Here is a 15,306-nt window from a genome sequence, read left to right as displayed (position 1 = left end):
TTTGTCGCGAACAAAAAAATACAAACCCAGATGTTTTTAAAAAAATTAGATCAGCCGCTTTTGGAAGCAATTGAAGAAAATGGCTTTGAAACGCCTACAAAAGTGCAAAAAGCTTGCATCTCTAAAATAAAGAGTGGTGTAGATTTATTTGTTAAGGCTCCCGAAAAATCTGGAAAAACCAGTACTATTATCATTAGCGTTATTCAGCAATTAAAAACTGAATTTGAAGATGTACCCAGAGCTGTTATTGTTGTTCCTGATAGAGAAGCAGCTATTGAATTAAAAGAAAAATTCGAAGCTTTTACTGAAGAGATAGACCTACGAATATTCGGCGAGGGTGATGCAGGGAACTTGCACAAATTGCGTGATATCATTTATGCAGGGTCGGATGTGGTTATCGCAACGGCTAAGAAATTTAACGAACTGTACTCTTATAGCGGTATCAACTTGAATAACCTGAAAATGTTTATTGTTGATGATGCTGAAATGATCATGAAAGATCAACTACTTTGTGAGGTTAATCGCTTTTCAGAATATCTTCCTAAATCTCAGAAAATTGTTTTTACAACAAGGATTAACAAGAGAATGCAAGATTATATGGAAAACTTTATGAATTTCCCGCAAATAGTAGAAATTGAAGAAGAGATCGAAGAAGAAATAAAAGAAGAAAAAGAATAAATAAAAATGCCTCCTTAATCAGGAGGCATTTTTATTTTATCTCAAGTAAGCTTTAAACATCCAGTTCAGCTTCTCTAAATATGAAACGTAAGCTGGTAAAATATCTAAAGTACCTTCATCATCATTCTCATTTGCTTCAACAATTACTTCTTTTACTTTCGCAATTAAAATGTTGTGCGATTCAATAACTTGATTCACCATATCTGAACCTGAGCAATTCGAATTTGCTTCCTGAATCGTCGAAATTGCCACATAATCGGAAAAATTACCAAGAGGATGTCCTCCTAAAGTTAAAACTCTCTCTGCTACCTCATCAACCTTATCACTCGCATCGTTATATAGCTCTTCAAATTTGGCGTGCAACTCGAAAAAATCGTTTCCTCCTACATTCCAATGAAAGTTTCTAAGATTTTGATAATACAACTGATAATTTGCTAATAATATTTGAAGTTGTTCAATTTCTCTCTCTTGTGCATTTAACTCTACTACGGCCTCGTTACTTTTTAAATTTGTCATGATTTCTATTTTTTATAATTGATTTGTTTTCTTTATCTGTTACAAATATCCGCTCATTCACATTATTTGTTTTTATACATCGATAAGAAAAACTTATAGTGAAAATAAATCACAATCTATTTTATAATATTAATTCTTCGCTATAAGCACAATTCCGCTTGTTTTGGCATTAGAATTGTTTGTATCTTCGTCATCCTTTTAACACATAATTTTTATTTAAATATTAATATTAAAACCAAATCACATGAAAAAATTTGTTCTATTACTAATTATTGCCTGCGGATTAATTGTTGAAGTAAATGCTCAATCGTATGAATACAAAGTAGTAACTAGTATTGAATCAATCGTTCCAATGGGAATCGGTCGATCTAGAATTGTTGAGGAAAAATCTCCTATTGATGCTGAGAATTTTACTACAGAAAGAACTGATGGTAAAAAAAGCAAGCAAAAAGAAGTAAAGCGTAGCGATGCTAAGGTTAGCCTATTTGCAGAAACTAAATTGTTAAACTTTTACAGTATTGCTGGAATTAACTTTCAGAATATTGCTTCAAACGATGCTTTAATTTCTTCAAAAATTAACAAATTGGTTGAATCTGGTTACGAACTTGCATTTGTAACAAGTGGTGTTGAAAGTGACAGTGGTAAAGGTGATGGTAAAGGAATTTTCATTACTCGTTTTATTTTCAAACGCCTAAAACAATAGTCAAATAACACTTTAAATACGAACACAAAACACTGCAGCTCTGAGGTAAAACTTCAGAGCTGTTTTTGTAATGCTCACTTTTATCACATCATAATAGTAGGGTAAACCCATAAGATTATCGGTTATAGTGTATAAATCAAATTATTTTAACAAAAAACTAAAATGATGATTCACAACAAACTCGATAAACTATTTGGACAGGCTGGTTCAATATTAGGATGGGGAGTCATGCTTGTAGGGATTTTCATCTCAATATTACCACTTAATATACTCCTACTATTAATCGGATCGTTTATGGCCTTTTCCTATTCAGGAATATACCTCGATCATGATAATGACAAATATAAATTTTACTACGCCTACTTTGGAATATTCAAATCTGGATCGTGGAGAAGTTTGCAAACAATAGATCGCGTAGCGGGAGTTACTCCAGTAATGCATCGTTCTACTTATGAGCAAAAGAAAAAACGAATGAAATTGATCATGGACGATTGCTTTGTGGTTCTATTTGTTAAGAATCGAAATCGCAAAATCCCCTTTAAAAGGTGTAAAGATCTTATTGAGGCCAAATTAGAAGCTCAAAAAATTGGTCAATTATTAAACTTAGATGTAATCCAATAATATCAATTCAAGATCAAACAATCGTTAATTTTTCAAATCCTATCACAAAAAAAAAGGGCCTCTAATGGAGGTCCTTTTTTATATTATCTTTTTTTTTGCTCTTTAGAACATATAATCCCAAACAGGTAATTTTATTGGAGCTGAATTTAAAGCTTTCTGTGCTTTTTCATCCAAGTACTTCTTGTTGATTACAACACGGAACATGTACTCGCTAAACCACTCATCAGTGAAAGTTAAGTAGCCCTTATTTCCAGAAGAAGTTCCCCAAGAGTTTTCGAATTCCCATTTAACTGGTTTCTCATTCTCATCAACATCAACTCCAATTAGAGTCATTGCGTGAGAAGAACCTGATTGACGAGTTAGAATTCGGGCTTTTTTATCCATATCGAACTCAACACCAAAAAGAGAAGCATAATCGTAGGTGTTCATATCCATAACGCCAGCTTTACGATTGTGCTGCTTTCCTACATCACAAGATGCATACATAGCCTGGTTATTTTTGATAGAAGCCATTGCGAATGCCTTAATCTCATCATTTGGTAAGTTTAAGTAAGTCCAATTAATACCTTCAGCAACATTACGGTAGTTTTTGATTTCGTAAACCTTATAATATTCACGAGTTGGATCATTCATAATCATTACCATCTCGTCTTTTGCAAATTCAGGAGCTACAAGAGCCATGAATTCCTGAGGCGTATATTTCTTAGCTTCGCTGATTTTGCCATCAGCATCTTTGTATCTCCAAGTGAAATCAACAGGAGGCTCACCCAAACAAAGTGCTAACATTCTGTACACAGACTTTAGCGCTTCTACTTTTGCAGCTTTCACTTCTTTTGCAGAAGCTTTATCAGCAACCAATTTACGAAGCTTATACCCTTCGCCTCTTAATTTCTCTTTTAACAGGCTATTGATTTCACGTGTCTTGTTACTTACTTTTGTTTCTGGCATTACTTCAGCAGGTACAACACCATATTTCTTAGCTACATTGAAAAATGAATTCCAAACACCACCATCATCAACAGGGCTTTTTAAGTAACGAACAACTTCTCTGTCGTCCATATCTTTATTAGCAGTAGCGATAATGTTCTCAAGGAATAGATTTGACTTTTCGAAGATATCCCAGAAGTAATTGTAGTTATGTGAAAAGTCGAAAGAGTTAAGGTTTAAATCTTTGATAACATTCGGACGAATCGTGTTCATTGATGTGAACATCCAGCAACGCCCAGAGCTCTTTTGGTTGGTAATACCTTTTACGGCAACTCTATACTTGAAAAAATGATCAGTTTTTCCAATTTTACTTCTGTTTAGAGAAAGCTCTCTAATGCTTTCCGAATTGGTAATTGCATTCTGAATTGCTGTATTTGATGCATCTAGAGAAAAACTAGATCGAATATCGTTTAACATTTTAGCATCTACAGTTCCCTTGTTTTGCCCCAAAGACATTCCGCAAAATGCCAAAGCCATAACAGGTACCAATAAAAATTTCTTCATCTGTTTTGTTTTAGTAGGTTGTTGTTCCAAAATTATTCTCACAAACTTAAATAATCTGATTCAAAATCACCCTTATTTCCACAAGAAAAGCCATCCTATTGGATGGCTTTTATATGAAATTATTCTATTTTTCTTAGATATGAATCACTTCATCATAAGCAGCTGCAGCAGCTTCCATTACCGCTTCACTCATGGTTGGGTGAGGGTGGATAGCTTTAATTAACTCGTGACCTGTTGTTTCAAGCTTACGAGCCGTAACCAATTCAGCAATCATTTCGGTTACGTTAGCACCTACCATATGCGCACCTAAAAGCTCGCCATATTTAGCATCGAAAATCAGTTTAACGAAACCTTCGTTTGCACCGGCAGCACTAGCCTTACCCGAAGCAGAGAATGGGAATTTACCCACCTTAATTTCGTGACCGGCTTCCTTAGCCGCTTTCTCAGTTAATCCCATCGAAGCAACTTCAGGTGTGGTATATGTACATCCAGGAATGGTTGTGTAGTCGATAGGCTCAACATTCATTCCCATAATTTTCTCAACACAACAGATCCCTTCAGCCGAAGCAACGTGAGCTAAAGCAGGACCTTCCAGAATATCACCAATAGCATAAACGCCTTCAACATTGGTACGGAAATAGTCATCAACAACAACACGTCCGTTTTTAGTTTCAACACCAGCTTCTTCAAGTCCAATGTTCTCGGTATTTGGTGAAATACCTACGGCAGAAAGAACAATCTCACATTCGTGAACTTCAATCTCACCTTTTTTATTCTTGATGTTTACTTTCAAGTCACCCTCTTCGCCTTCAACCGACTCAACTGAAGATTTCACCATGACTTTAATTTTATTCTTCTTGAAAGAACGTCCCATTTGCTTAGAAACCTCTTCGTCCTCAATAGGAAGAATGGTTGGCATAAACTCAACTAAAGTGACTTGAGTTCCCAAACTTGAGTAGAAGTAAGCAAACTCAGACCCAATAGCACCGGAACCAACAACAATCATCGATTTAGGTAATTTGTCAAGCGTTAGCGCCTTACGGTAACCAATGATTTTTTTACCATCCTGTGGTAAGTTTGGCAATTCGCGAGAGCGAGCACCTGTAGCTAAAATAATGTGCTTAGCCTCGTAGTTTGTTTTGCTACCATCTTCAGCTAAAACCTCCAGCTTTTTGTCAACAGTAAGTTTACCAAAACCATTGATCACAGTAACCTTATTCTTTTTAAGTAAGTACTGAATACCGGCACTCATCTTATTAGCAACCCCACGGCTACGCTCAACTATCTTTTCAAAATCAGGCTTAATTTCACCTTCAACAGCTATACCATAATCAGCAGAATGCTTCATATAATCGTAAACCTGAGCTGATTTTAATAAGGATTTGGTTGGGATACATCCCCAGTTTAAACAAATACCACCTAGTTCAGCACGTTCAACTACGGCAACGTTCATACCCAATTGTGCCCCTCTAATGGCAGCAACATAACCACCTGGTCCACTTCCTACTACTATTAAATCGTAAGTCATTTTTATTTGTGTTGTTTATATTTGTACAAGTATAGTTTACTAATTTAAATCTTCTTTTTTAATTTACCGTGATCTTATTTTCTCGTAAAGAATTATTCTTTCTTTTCACCGAAATCATAATTAACTGAATGATTTTAGCGACAACAAAAAGAATAACAAACGAAAAAATAATAGTGGCTCCCGATGGCGCATTGATCTCATATGAAACCAACAAACCAATAAAAGAACCTAAAATACCAAATCCTATTGAACCCAATATCATTTTCTTAAAATCGCTTGTAAACATCCCAGCAATGGTCTGAGGAATTGTGAGGAAAGAAATAACCAAAATAATTCCTACAACTCTTATGTTTAACACAATGGCTAAAGCCACTAATGATATCATTAAATAATTTAGAAACTGAACAGGAGCCTTTTGTGTTCGTGCAAATTCCTCATCAAAGGCAACAAATAGTATTGGCCTAATAAAAAAGATAAAGATGGTAATGGTAACAATACACAAAGCCAATAACAGATATAAATCTAAAGAGCCTACCGTTAATATATTTCCAAATAAGAAACTCATTAGGTTTGGGGCATAACCAGGTGTCATATAAATGAAAATGATACCCAGAGCCATACCAAGTGCCCAAAGAATACCAATAACTGAATCTTGCCGAACATCAGTTTTTTTCGATACCCATTCGATACCCAAAGCCGAGAATACACCAAATACCGCAGCGCCAAGTACAGGGTTCAAACCTAAAAACCAGGCGATGCCAATTCCCCCAAAGGATGCATGCGTTATACCACCACTAATAAATACAATACGGCGTGCGACAATATAAGTTCCAATTATACCACATGATATACTTGCCAATAAAGCCGCACCTACAGCATTTAAAAAGAAATTATATTGAAACAATTCTATTAATGAATTCATATTTTAATGATGATGCTTTAGTACGCGATGAGGAACTTCGCCATGTGTAATCAAATCGATAGGACAATTATAAGTTTTAAGCTGTTCTTCGTTAATAATGTTCGAATCGTGATAACACAAGCTTCCGTTAACACAGGCTATGGTTTTTACATGTGAACTGATGGTTCCTACATCATGCGAAACAACAATAATAGCCATATGATCGTTGAGCTGATCTAAAACACCATACAATTCCGTTTCGAAATGACTATCAACATAGGTGTCAGGCTCATCTAATATTAAAATCTGTGGATCAGAAATTATGGCTCTACAAAGAAAAACACGTTGCAACTGACCTCCTGATAGTTCTCCAATATTCTTATTTCTAAGGTGAAGAATACCCATTTGAGTCATCAACTCACCGGCGCGAAGCTTATCCTCTTTTCCATATCTTCCGAATAATCTTTTGTGAGACATTAGACCCGAAAGAATAACATCTTTTACCTGAATTGGAAACTTATTATCAATCTGATTGATTTGTGGTAAGTAACCAATATTGCATCGATCATTACCTTCAGGCAAAATTTCACCTTGTATGGTTTTCAATGATCCCAAAATCACCTTAAGTAGAGTTGTTTTTCCTCCTCCATTAGGTCCAATAACGCCTAAGAAATCATTTTCCTTAACTGTGAGGTTCACATCCTTTAAGACAACTTTATTGTCGTAACCAGCAGTTACAGATTTCAGTTCCAGAATATTTTTCATCTGCTCTCTTTCAATCTTTAAGTATATTGATGATGCGCTTCATTTCACTTAGCCAATCTTCTGATAAGGGATCAATCTGAATTACTTCTCCACCAATCTCAGCCATAATTGCCTTGGCATTTTCCACATTAAATTGTTTTTGCACAAAAATCTGATTAATTCCCTTGCTTTTTGCTTCTTCTACCAAATGTTTCATATGAGTAGGAGAAGGTTCTTTTCCATCCAATTCAACCGATATTTGATTCAAACCATAATCTCGGGCCAAATAAGATAAAGCAGGATGAAAAATCATAAATGATTTCCCTTGTTTCGCTTGAAAAGCCTCAAGAGCCATTCGATCCAATTCTTCTAATTCTACTAAAAAGGCATTGTAATTTTTTTCGTATTCACCCTTCTTTTCTGGCGCATATGCAACCAATGTCTCGAATGTATTCTTCGCAATTATTTTAACACTTAAAGGCGATGACCACACATGCGGATCAATTCCACCTTCATGAAAATGGTCGCCATGTTTAACTGCCATTCCTTTTACTAACTCAATTCCTTTTGACAAGTCAACGACCTTAATTTCGCCTGCTCCTTCAATTAAATTAGATAACCATGCATGTTCGAAAGGGATGTGACCAATTCTTAAGTAAGCAATCGATTTTGCTACACCTGTCATTTGCATTGGTGTTGGTTCATAGGTTGCAGGGCTTGCTCCAGGAGGAATCAACACATTAACCTTAAAATCATCGCCAGCGATTCGCTCTATGAAATATTTTTGCGGTAAAATACTTACCGAAAGTAAGTTGTTCTCTTTTTCTATTTTTCCTGATTGACAAGACATTACCACAATGGCAAACAGAAATAAAATAATTTTGTTTATTGTATTCATTTGTACAAAAAAAAGTATTGTTCTATTTAGATCTTATTTAAATAACAAAAGTAGATTATTTTTTGTTTCAACAAAGGAATTTCAACTGAAATCTATATTCATTTTCACAATTTTAACACAAGATTCTACTTTTTCTTACTGGATGGTTTTGTTCATCTTTCCATCAACTGAATTTAGGCAAAATTCATAGGATAACAAAAGCCCGACAGATTAACAATCCGTCGGGCTCAATATCTTATATATTAAAGCTTACTGAAGTAATTTTTCAATAGCAGCTTTCAATTCTTCTCCGTGTAATTTTGTTCCAGCAATGTTTCCATTCTGATCAACCAAAAGAGTAAAAGGTACACCACTTACAGCATAAGACTTTACAACTTTAGAATTCCAATATTGTAAATCAGAAACGTGTTTCCAAATTAACCCATCATCTTCAATTGCTTTCAACCACTTATCTTTATCCTTATCTAAAGAAACACCTAAGAATTCAACACCTTTAGGGCTTAATTCATTGTAAATTTCTACCATATGAGGATTCTCTCTACGACAAGGACCACACCATGATGCCCAAAAATCGATAACAACAACCTTACCTTTAAGGCTAGAAAGACTCAAAGGAGTTCCTTCAGGTGTATTTAAAGTAAAATCAGGAGCTGGTTGACCAACTGCAACTTTTTTCATCGTGTTAATCTTTTCATTAATCTTAACACCATATGAAGATTCTTTTGCAGCTTCCCCTAAAAGGTTATATAAGTCTTCCATTTCTTGTATCTCCATCTGACCAGACATTCTTTGAGCAATAAAGCCAGCAGCAACAGTATTTGCATTTGCTTTCACAAATTCCATATTTGCAGCCGTCTTCACTTCTTCTGACTTATCAAATTCACCACGAATAGAATCTGCAGCAGTTTGATTTTTAGCCTGCATTGCTTTTTGGTATTCCTGATACATGCTTTGCTGCTTCTCTTGAACAGCTTTCTGAGATTCACCAAAAGCAAGCATAATATCTTGATTTGCAGAACCAACAACTTTTGCTTCTCTCAAATTCTCAAGATTTGCATCAACAGAAATTACAGAATTCTCTAAAAACAACTGGATAGCTCCCTTTTGCCCTTCTAATTCAATATAATACATTTCTGGACTTTCTACTGTACCTTCAAAAGAGAAACCATTTTCTCCAATAACAGTAGAATCTACCTTTACTAACTTACTATCTTGAGGTTTAGAAAGGTATACTTTTCCTTCAGTCATACCAGCAACTTTCCCAGTCAACTTATATTGATCTGCAGAGTTACAAGAGGCTAAAAAAAGCCCAATCGCAGAAACCGCGATGAAAATTTTCTTCATTTGATTAAGTATTTTGTTAATATGTTAATTAATTGCTCTAATCTACCAAATTATTCAATTAAATGAAAAGATTTTCGATGAAGCCAATTACTTATTCTTTATTTTTCACTTGATCGTAATAGGTATTCAATAATTTATAAGCTGCAATAAAAGAGCTCATTTCGTCATTTAAAACTTTTGTCTCAAAATCAGGAATCATATTTTTTATCACATTATCGTGATAGAAATTATCACGTAATTGCTCATTAATTGTTTCATACATCCAATATTTAGCTTGTTCACTTCTTCTATTATCGAAGTAGCCATTCTCGAATGTATGCTTGCAATAATCCATAATAGTGTTCCAAATATCGTCAACCCCTTTTTTCTCTATTGAGGAACAGGTTAACACTTTAGGAGACCATTGGGATGGTGACAAAGGAAACAAATGTAAAGCATTTTCGAACTGAACGCGAGCTAACTGTGCTTTGGTTACATTAGATCCATCGCACTTATTAATAGCAATGGCATCTGCCATCTCCATAATACCACGCTTGATCCCTTGTAGCTCATCTCCTGCTCCTGCAATCTGAATCAATAAAAAGAAATCAACCATAGAATGAACAGCTGTTTCTGATTGACCAACACCTACAGTTTCAATAAGAATTGTATCAAAACCTGCAGCTTCACATAGAATTAAGCTCTCTCGTGTTTTACGCGCAACACCACCTAGCGACCCCGCTGAAGGAGAAGGTCGGATATAAGCATGAGGGTCTACAGCCAGTTCCTCCATTCTTGTTTTATCCCCAAGAATACTACCTTTTGTTCGTTCGCTACTCGGGTCTATTGCTAAAACAGCAAGCTTATGTCCCATACTTGTAACATGCTTTCCAAATGCTTCGATAAAAGTACTTTTTCCTGCACCCGGAACACCAGTAATACCAATTCTTGTTGACTTACCAGAATGAGGCAAACAACGCTCAATGATTTCCTGAGCTATTTTTTGATGCTCAAACTTAGCACTCTCAACTAATGTTATGGCCTGACTTAATATAGCCATATTACCATCCAAAATCCCTTTCACAAAGTCATCAACAGTATGCTTTTTTCTTTTCTTCATCTTCAATCGATCCGCTATGCGAGGGTTGATTGAAGGTGGCTTACTTATTCCTGAGTTTACTTTTAAAGCTTTATAATCAGGAGCATTTTCGATATGTTCGTTTTTATTTTTATCTGACATGACAAGAATTTTCCATTCGTTCTAACTGCGAAGTTATAAATATACTAAGTAATGACTTAGCAAAGCAAAGGAAAAATGCATATGTTTATGAGCAACAAAAAAGGCTTTTCCAATGGAAAAGCCTTTTGAATCAATATTTATCTGATCAATTGATTAGTTCATTTTTGGCATTACAACATTTCCTGTGACACGCAATTTTACTTCTGAATCAACAGGATCGTTAGTAATTACAGTAATCATCTTATTTTGACGACCTCTTTTTCCTCTGGAGTTAAAAACAACCTTTAATTCAGATGTTTCACCAGCTTTTATAATTTTTGATTGAGGTGCAATAGCTGTACATCCACAAGAAGCTTTTGTTTTGCGAATCAAAAGATCAGACTTACCCGTATTTTTTATTATAAAAGCATGCTCCGCTTTCTCTCCTTGAGTCAATTCTCCAAAATTAAAAACATTTTTTTCAAACTTTACTTTAGGTGATTTTGCCAATTCATCTTTCGACATTGTCGAAAAATCTTCAATTAAATTAGCGCTAACGGTTAAACGATTTCCTGGCTTGTATTCCTGATTTATTAGAACATCTAAATAATCAATTACAAAACCCCAATCTTTTTTCAGACTTGCGTTATATGATGCAACAATTTTCCCCTTTTGTTTTGGCTGAAGTTTCTCAGGCACCAAACGAAGCGTTAAGTGAGCTGGAACTCTTTTAAATCCAAGACTAATGGCTTTATCGCTATCATTATAAACTTCCATAACACTTTCCTTTACATCTGTATTTTTCACTTTAGTAAAAGAAAGGTGGTTATTCTTTAAACGTAAACCAGACATTTCACGAGGATATAAATCAGCAACCGTTTTTACACGTTCAATTACATTTCCTTTAATTCTCAAAATAGTAATTGCAGGATTTGTATTTGCTGTAATAGTAACCGTTTTACTAAATGGGCCTGGACGATTTTTAGGATCAAAAGTAGCTTTAACAAAACCTTTTTGACCTGGTGCAACAGGTTGCTTGCTCCACTCTGGAGATGTACATCCACACGATGATCTTACATTGTTTATAATAACAGGTTGATTTCCCGTATTAATAAATTCAAATGAGTAAGATGTTTTCCCATCTTCTTCCTTAAATGTTTTGAAATCATGCTCCTTCGAATCAAATTTCATTACTGGTTTCACATTCTGAGCAGAAACAAAAAGTGTGCTTCCCAAAATGGCAACTACCAACAAATAAAATATTTTTTTACTCATATCAATTAAATATTTTAATTACAGTGACTTTGTCTATTACGACAAACTATTTAAAGAGTTATAAATTCTCCCGTAAAATTTGGTTTAAGTATACAAAATTAAAAAAAAATAGCTAAATGGATCTCAGAATATCGTTAAATAGTTGTTAAGCCTAAAAATATTCCACAATGCTATTCCTATCAAGTCTCTAACCATTATTATCATCAATACAATTGTGAAATTAATTGCATTTTCTAAATATCCATTTTAATACAAAACAAAAACCAAACCAAAAATTTCAGTTTAAATATAAAAGAATGAAATTGCCATTGCGAGATAAGACGAGTAATTTCTGTGCTAAACAATTTGTAGATTTGTACTTTATAAAAAATCATGCTGTAAGCCGTAAAGAAAATCTTTGGTATATTTAGCTTGTTTATTGCATTAAACAGATTTTCGAAAAATAAAATTAACCACACATGACCGATTTAAAAACCAAAATTAAGGCATTCTCAAAATCAATTAATGCTGAAATTAAAGATATACGAGCACACTTACATTCCAATCCAGAATTGTCTTTTGTAGAAGTTGAAACTTCAAAATTCATTCAAAATTATTTAAAGAAAATAGGAATCCCTTACAAAAGCGGCTTTGCTAAAACAGGTATTGTTGGGAAAATTGAAGGCAAAAACCCAAACAAAAAGGTAATTGCTTTACGTTCAGATATGGATGCTTTGCCTATTACAGAAAATCCACAAAATAAATATTGTTCTATAAACAATGGTGTAATGCATGCTTGCGGGCACGATTTACACATGGCTAGCTTATTAGGAACTGCTAAAATATTAAGCGAATTTAAAGATGAATGGGAAGGAACCGTTTTGCTTATTTTTCAACCTGGTGAAGAACTATTACCAGGTGGGGCAAAATTAATGATGGAAGAAGGAGCTTTGCAACCCGAACCAGAATGGATTTTAGGACAACATGTTCTTCCGGATATGCCTGCTGGAACAGTTGGTTTCCGATCGGGAATGTACATGGCTTCGGGTGATGAGATTTACTTAAACATTAAAGGTAAAGGAGGCCATGCTGCTATGCCTCACAAATGCACTGACAATGTTCTTATTGCATCTCATATTATCGTTGCATTGCAACAAATAGTAAGCAGACATTGTGATGCCAGAATACCTACGGTACTGTCTTTTGGCAAGATGATTGCCAATGGTGCTACCAATATTATCCCCGAAGAGGTAAAAATAGAAGGTACTTTTAGAACCATGAACGAAGAATGGAGAGCAAAGGCGAAACAGTTAATTACCAACATTGCAAAATCAACAGCTTCTGGAATGGGTGCCGAGTGTGAAGTCGAGATAAGACATGGATATCCTTTTCTTGTTAATGATGAAGATTTAACTCACGAAGCCAAAAAAAATGCAATAGATATACTCGGCGATGACAAGGTTGTGAACATGGATATTAGAATGACAACGGAAGATTTTGGGTTTTACTCGCAAAAATACCCCGTTACCTTCTATCGTTTTGGCGTTAAATCAGACAAAAACGGCTCCTTGCACACTTCAAATTTTGAAGCAAATGATGATTCGTTAGAGACATCGATGAATACAATGGCTTGGTTAGCAATCTCGCACCTAAATAAATAACCCGATCAATGCTTTGACTCAGAGCACATTACAATAATGACATTTTTATCTTCATAGGATAAAACACCTGAAACTCTTATTTTGGTCTACTGTTCACTATTTAATCTCTTTTAAAATAATAGATTTCTACTCCATTTTCTTTTTGAGTTTAAAATATGATATTACATTTGCATTAATTATTAACACTAAAAAATAAAACACAATGGCTTACGTAATTAACGACGATTGTATTTCTTGCGGTTCATGCGAAGGGGAATGTCCAGTTGAAGCGATCTCTATGGGAGATGAGCGTTATGTTATCGATGCAGATCTTTGTACTGACTGTGGTACTTGCGTTGATGCTTGTCCTGTAGAAGCTATTCATCCTGAATAACCGTATCTCTACAGATATTAAAAAAACCGATGATTAGATCATCGGTTTTTTTTATTTAATAAACAATTGCATCCATTTTAATATCGTGTTCATCGATTGGAACATCATCCAAAAGCTGAAAGTGAAAACAAATTCCAACTTTATAAGCACTTAAGGATTGTAACAATCGATCGTAATAAGCTTTTCCTCTACCCATTCTGTTATTTGCTTTATCAAAAGCAACTCCTGGAATTAAAATCAAATCAATTTCATCTTCAGCCATAAATACAGGTCCATCTGGCTCGGGTATTCCATAATTTTCACCATCAACCAATTCCTCTTTCCCTGCAAATACTTTTAAATCCAGCGTTTGCCCTTTAACACTAGGAAGAATAACTTTTTTCTCTTTCGCCCACTTACAAACAAAATCATGTGAAAACACCTCATCCTTCATCGACCAATATAACATGATTGTTCTAGCTTCTTTAAATTCCTTCAAGCTCTCAAGTTTTTCGAGAATAGGCATTGACATTTCCTTACTTTGCTGCTCAGAATAATTTTGCTTAAGCAGTTTTATTTCCTTTCGGATAATTCTTTTTTGTTGGTCGATATCAGCAGTGTTCATTATTGAGGCTATTCGTAAATATCTGTTCGTCTGTCTTCAAAAGCGTTATTCAATGGAGTTATCATTTTGTTCCGCGCAATTAATGGATCAATATCAACAATCAAAACTTCTTCTCCTTTATTCGCTTTAGCAAGAAGCTCTCCTTTTGGATTTGCAATTATTGATTGTCCCGTAAAACAAAGCTCCTTTTCGATTCCAATTCGATTTGCTGTAGCAATGAAAATTCGATTGACCAATGCATAAGAAGGAATAACCGATTGTGCATATGGCAATACCAAATTGGAAGGATGCAAAATAAGATCGACTCCTTTCAAAGCCAATTTACGCCAAACTTCGGGAAACATCCAATCGAAACAAACCAGCATCCCAATTTTCACACCTTTAATTTCAAAAACCGGCAATCCTAAGTTGCCTTGCTTAAATATCTGCTTTTCATTCATGAAAAGATGCAATTTCCGATAAGTTCCTATAATTCCATCCCCATTTAGCAACACCGAAGAATTGTATAAACTATCATTTTCTTTTTCTGCGAAACCAGTAGCAATCGTAAAACCATACAATTTACATTTAGCTTGAAGAAAATCTAGAAATACACTAGACTTAATCGTTTCAGCTAAACTGAAAGCCTCTTCCTTAGAATTAAAATTGTAACCCGAATTCGCTAACTCAGGCAATACAACCAAATCAGCCTTTTTTACTTGCTCTAATAAGTCAGTTAAGACAGCTAAAGTCGCTTTTAGATCTCCAAATACTGGAGCGAATTGAATGATCGCTAGTTTCATGGCAGTTTTC

Annotated in this window: 16 protein-coding genes; 5 read left to right on the top strand and 11 right to left on the bottom strand. The window is 34.8% G+C overall.

The genetic code is table 11. The annotated features are described in order from the left end of the window. The first annotated feature begins 30 nt into the window (after nucleotides 1–30). Nucleotides 31–678 (top strand): DEAD/DEAH box helicase, encoded by a 648-nt coding sequence (locus L3049_RS11850; protein ID WP_275110032.1) that lies wholly within the window; start codon nucleotides 31–33, stop codon nucleotides 676–678. 36 nt (nucleotides 679–714) lie between these two features. Here the strand turns inward: L3049_RS11850 and L3049_RS11845 are convergent, their stop codons facing one another. Next, nucleotides 715–1,194, bottom strand: coding sequence for a Dps family protein (locus L3049_RS11845; protein ID WP_275110031.1), 480 nt, complete (start codon nucleotides 1,192–1,194; stop codon nucleotides 715–717). A gap of 244 nt (nucleotides 1,195–1,438) precedes the next feature. Here L3049_RS11845 and L3049_RS11840 point away from each other — a divergent pair, with 244 nt between their 5' ends. Together L3049_RS11840 and L3049_RS11835 are read left to right on the top strand one after the other, a co-directional pair. Continuing rightward, nucleotides 1,439–1,897, top strand: a complete 459-nt coding sequence (locus tag L3049_RS11840; RefSeq protein WP_275110030.1) for a hypothetical protein — start codon at nucleotides 1,439–1,441, stop codon at nucleotides 1,895–1,897. A 165-nt stretch (nucleotides 1,898–2,062) separates the two neighbouring features. Then, nucleotides 2,063–2,518 (top strand): hypothetical protein, encoded by a 456-nt coding sequence (locus tag L3049_RS11835; RefSeq protein WP_275110029.1) that lies wholly within the window; start codon nucleotides 2,063–2,065, stop codon nucleotides 2,516–2,518. A gap of 102 nt (nucleotides 2,519–2,620) precedes the next feature. Here L3049_RS11835 and L3049_RS11830 read toward each other — a convergent pair whose 3' ends face one another. The 8 genes from L3049_RS11830 to L3049_RS11795 all read right to left on the bottom strand — a co-directional run bounded on the left by L3049_RS11830 (nucleotide 2,621) and on the right by L3049_RS11795 (nucleotide 11,897). After that, a complete protein-coding gene (locus tag L3049_RS11830) occupies nucleotides 2,621–4,009 on the bottom strand; it encodes a C1 family peptidase (protein ID WP_275110028.1) in 1,389 nt (462 codons plus the stop codon). A 133-nt stretch (nucleotides 4,010–4,142) separates the two neighbouring features. Then, a complete protein-coding gene (lpdA, locus tag L3049_RS11825) occupies nucleotides 4,143–5,537 on the bottom strand; it encodes a dihydrolipoyl dehydrogenase (protein WP_275110027.1) in 1,395 nt (464 codons plus the stop codon). Between the two features lie 58 nt (nucleotides 5,538–5,595). Continuing rightward, a complete protein-coding gene (locus tag L3049_RS11820; protein WP_275110026.1) occupies nucleotides 5,596–6,459 on the bottom strand; it encodes a metal ABC transporter permease in 864 nt (287 codons plus the stop codon). A gap of 3 nt (nucleotides 6,460–6,462) precedes the next feature. Further along, nucleotides 6,463–7,203: a metal ABC transporter ATP-binding protein gene (locus L3049_RS11815; protein ID WP_275110025.1), complete on the bottom strand. Its 741-nt coding sequence runs from the start codon at nucleotides 7,201–7,203 to the stop codon at nucleotides 6,463–6,465. Between the two features lie 10 nt (nucleotides 7,204–7,213). Continuing rightward, nucleotides 7,214–8,080, bottom strand: a complete 867-nt coding sequence (locus L3049_RS11810) for a metal ABC transporter solute-binding protein, Zn/Mn family (RefSeq protein ID WP_275110024.1) — start codon at nucleotides 8,078–8,080, stop codon at nucleotides 7,214–7,216. Between the two features lie 249 nt (nucleotides 8,081–8,329). Beyond that, nucleotides 8,330–9,424: a redoxin domain-containing protein gene (locus tag L3049_RS11805; RefSeq protein WP_275110023.1), complete on the bottom strand. Its 1,095-nt coding sequence runs from the start codon at nucleotides 9,422–9,424 to the stop codon at nucleotides 8,330–8,332. A gap of 91 nt (nucleotides 9,425–9,515) precedes the next feature. Further along, nucleotides 9,516–10,643 carry a methylmalonyl Co-A mutase-associated GTPase MeaB gene (gene meaB, locus L3049_RS11800; RefSeq protein WP_275110022.1) on the bottom strand — a complete coding sequence of 376 codons (1,128 nt, stop codon included), beginning with the start codon at nucleotides 10,641–10,643 and terminating at the stop codon, nucleotides 9,516–9,518. Nucleotides 10,644–10,796: 153 nt separating this feature from the next. After that, complete coding sequence (locus L3049_RS11795; RefSeq protein ID WP_275110021.1) at nucleotides 10,797–11,897, bottom strand: DUF1573 domain-containing protein; 1,101 nt, start codon at nucleotides 11,895–11,897, stop codon at nucleotides 10,797–10,799. A gap of 458 nt (nucleotides 11,898–12,355) precedes the next feature. On the opposite strand from L3049_RS11795, the gene L3049_RS11790 reads away from it, so the two are divergent. Both L3049_RS11790 and L3049_RS11785 read left to right on the top strand, forming a co-directional pair. Continuing rightward, a complete protein-coding gene (locus L3049_RS11790; protein ID WP_275110020.1) occupies nucleotides 12,356–13,537 on the top strand; it encodes a M20 metallopeptidase family protein in 1,182 nt (393 codons plus the stop codon). A gap of 202 nt (nucleotides 13,538–13,739) precedes the next feature. Continuing rightward, nucleotides 13,740–13,910: a DUF362 domain-containing protein gene (locus L3049_RS11785; protein WP_125029604.1), complete on the top strand. Its 171-nt coding sequence runs from the start codon at nucleotides 13,740–13,742 to the stop codon at nucleotides 13,908–13,910. A gap of 55 nt (nucleotides 13,911–13,965) precedes the next feature. Here L3049_RS11785 and L3049_RS11780 read toward each other — a convergent pair whose 3' ends face one another. Both L3049_RS11780 and L3049_RS11775 read right to left on the bottom strand, forming a co-directional pair. After that, complete coding sequence (locus L3049_RS11780; RefSeq protein WP_275110019.1) at nucleotides 13,966–14,514, bottom strand: 5-formyltetrahydrofolate cyclo-ligase; 549 nt, start codon at nucleotides 14,512–14,514, stop codon at nucleotides 13,966–13,968. Between the two features lie 8 nt (nucleotides 14,515–14,522). Further along, nucleotides 14,523–15,296, bottom strand: a complete 774-nt coding sequence (locus L3049_RS11775; RefSeq protein ID WP_275110018.1) for a nitrilase-related carbon-nitrogen hydrolase — start codon at nucleotides 15,294–15,296, stop codon at nucleotides 14,523–14,525. Nucleotides 15,297–15,306: the final 10 nt, after the last annotated feature.

This window comes from Labilibaculum sp. DW002 (assembly GCF_029029525.1).
GTDB classification, from domain to species: Bacteria; Bacteroidota; Bacteroidia; order Bacteroidales; family Marinifilaceae; genus Paralabilibaculum; species Paralabilibaculum antarcticum.
The sequence above is the reverse complement of the archived record's forward strand: the minus strand, read 5'-3'. Positions and strand labels throughout refer to the sequence as shown.

Excerpts from the sequence above, each read along its gene's own strand:
- L3049_RS11785 (WP_125029604.1), top strand. The coding sequence starts at position 13,740 with ATGGCTTACGTAATTAACGACGATTGTATTTCTTGCGGTTCATGCGAA.
- L3049_RS11780 (WP_275110019.1), bottom strand. The coding sequence starts at position 14,514 with ATGAACACTGCTGATATCGACCAACAAAAAAGAATTATCCGAAAGGAA.
- lpdA (WP_275110027.1), bottom strand. The coding sequence starts at position 5,537 with ATGACTTACGATTTAATAGTAGTAGGAAGTGGACCAGGTGGTTATGTT.
- meaB (WP_275110022.1), bottom strand. The coding sequence starts at position 10,643 with ATGTCAGATAAAAATAAAAACGAACATATCGAAAATGCTCCTGATTAT.
- L3049_RS11795 (WP_275110021.1), bottom strand. The coding sequence starts at position 11,897 with ATGAGTAAAAAAATATTTTATTTGTTGGTAGTTGCCATTTTGGGAAGC.
- L3049_RS11835 (WP_275110029.1), top strand. The coding sequence starts at position 2,063 with ATGATTCACAACAAACTCGATAAACTATTTGGACAGGCTGGTTCAATA.
- L3049_RS11790 (WP_275110020.1), top strand. The coding sequence starts at position 12,356 with ATGACCGATTTAAAAACCAAAATTAAGGCATTCTCAAAATCAATTAAT.
- L3049_RS11820 (WP_275110026.1), bottom strand. The coding sequence starts at position 6,459 with ATGAATTCATTAATAGAATTGTTTCAATATAATTTCTTTTTAAATGCT.
- L3049_RS11775 (WP_275110018.1), bottom strand. The coding sequence starts at position 15,296 with ATGAAACTAGCGATCATTCAATTCGCTCCAGTATTTGGAGATCTAAAA.
- L3049_RS11805 (WP_275110023.1), bottom strand. The coding sequence starts at position 9,424 with ATGAAGAAAATTTTCATCGCGGTTTCTGCGATTGGGCTTTTTTTAGCC.
- L3049_RS11815 (WP_275110025.1), bottom strand. The coding sequence starts at position 7,203 with ATGAAAAATATTCTGGAACTGAAATCTGTAACTGCTGGTTACGACAAT.
- L3049_RS11845 (WP_275110031.1), bottom strand. The coding sequence starts at position 1,194 with ATGACAAATTTAAAAAGTAACGAGGCCGTAGTAGAGTTAAATGCACAA.
- L3049_RS11830 (WP_275110028.1), bottom strand. The coding sequence starts at position 4,009 with ATGAAGAAATTTTTATTGGTACCTGTTATGGCTTTGGCATTTTGCGGA.
- L3049_RS11850 (WP_275110032.1), top strand. The coding sequence starts at position 31 with ATGTTTTTAAAAAAATTAGATCAGCCGCTTTTGGAAGCAATTGAAGAA.
- L3049_RS11810 (WP_275110024.1), bottom strand. The coding sequence starts at position 8,080 with ATGAATACAATAAACAAAATTATTTTATTTCTGTTTGCCATTGTGGTA.
- L3049_RS11840 (WP_275110030.1), top strand. The coding sequence starts at position 1,439 with ATGAAAAAATTTGTTCTATTACTAATTATTGCCTGCGGATTAATTGTT.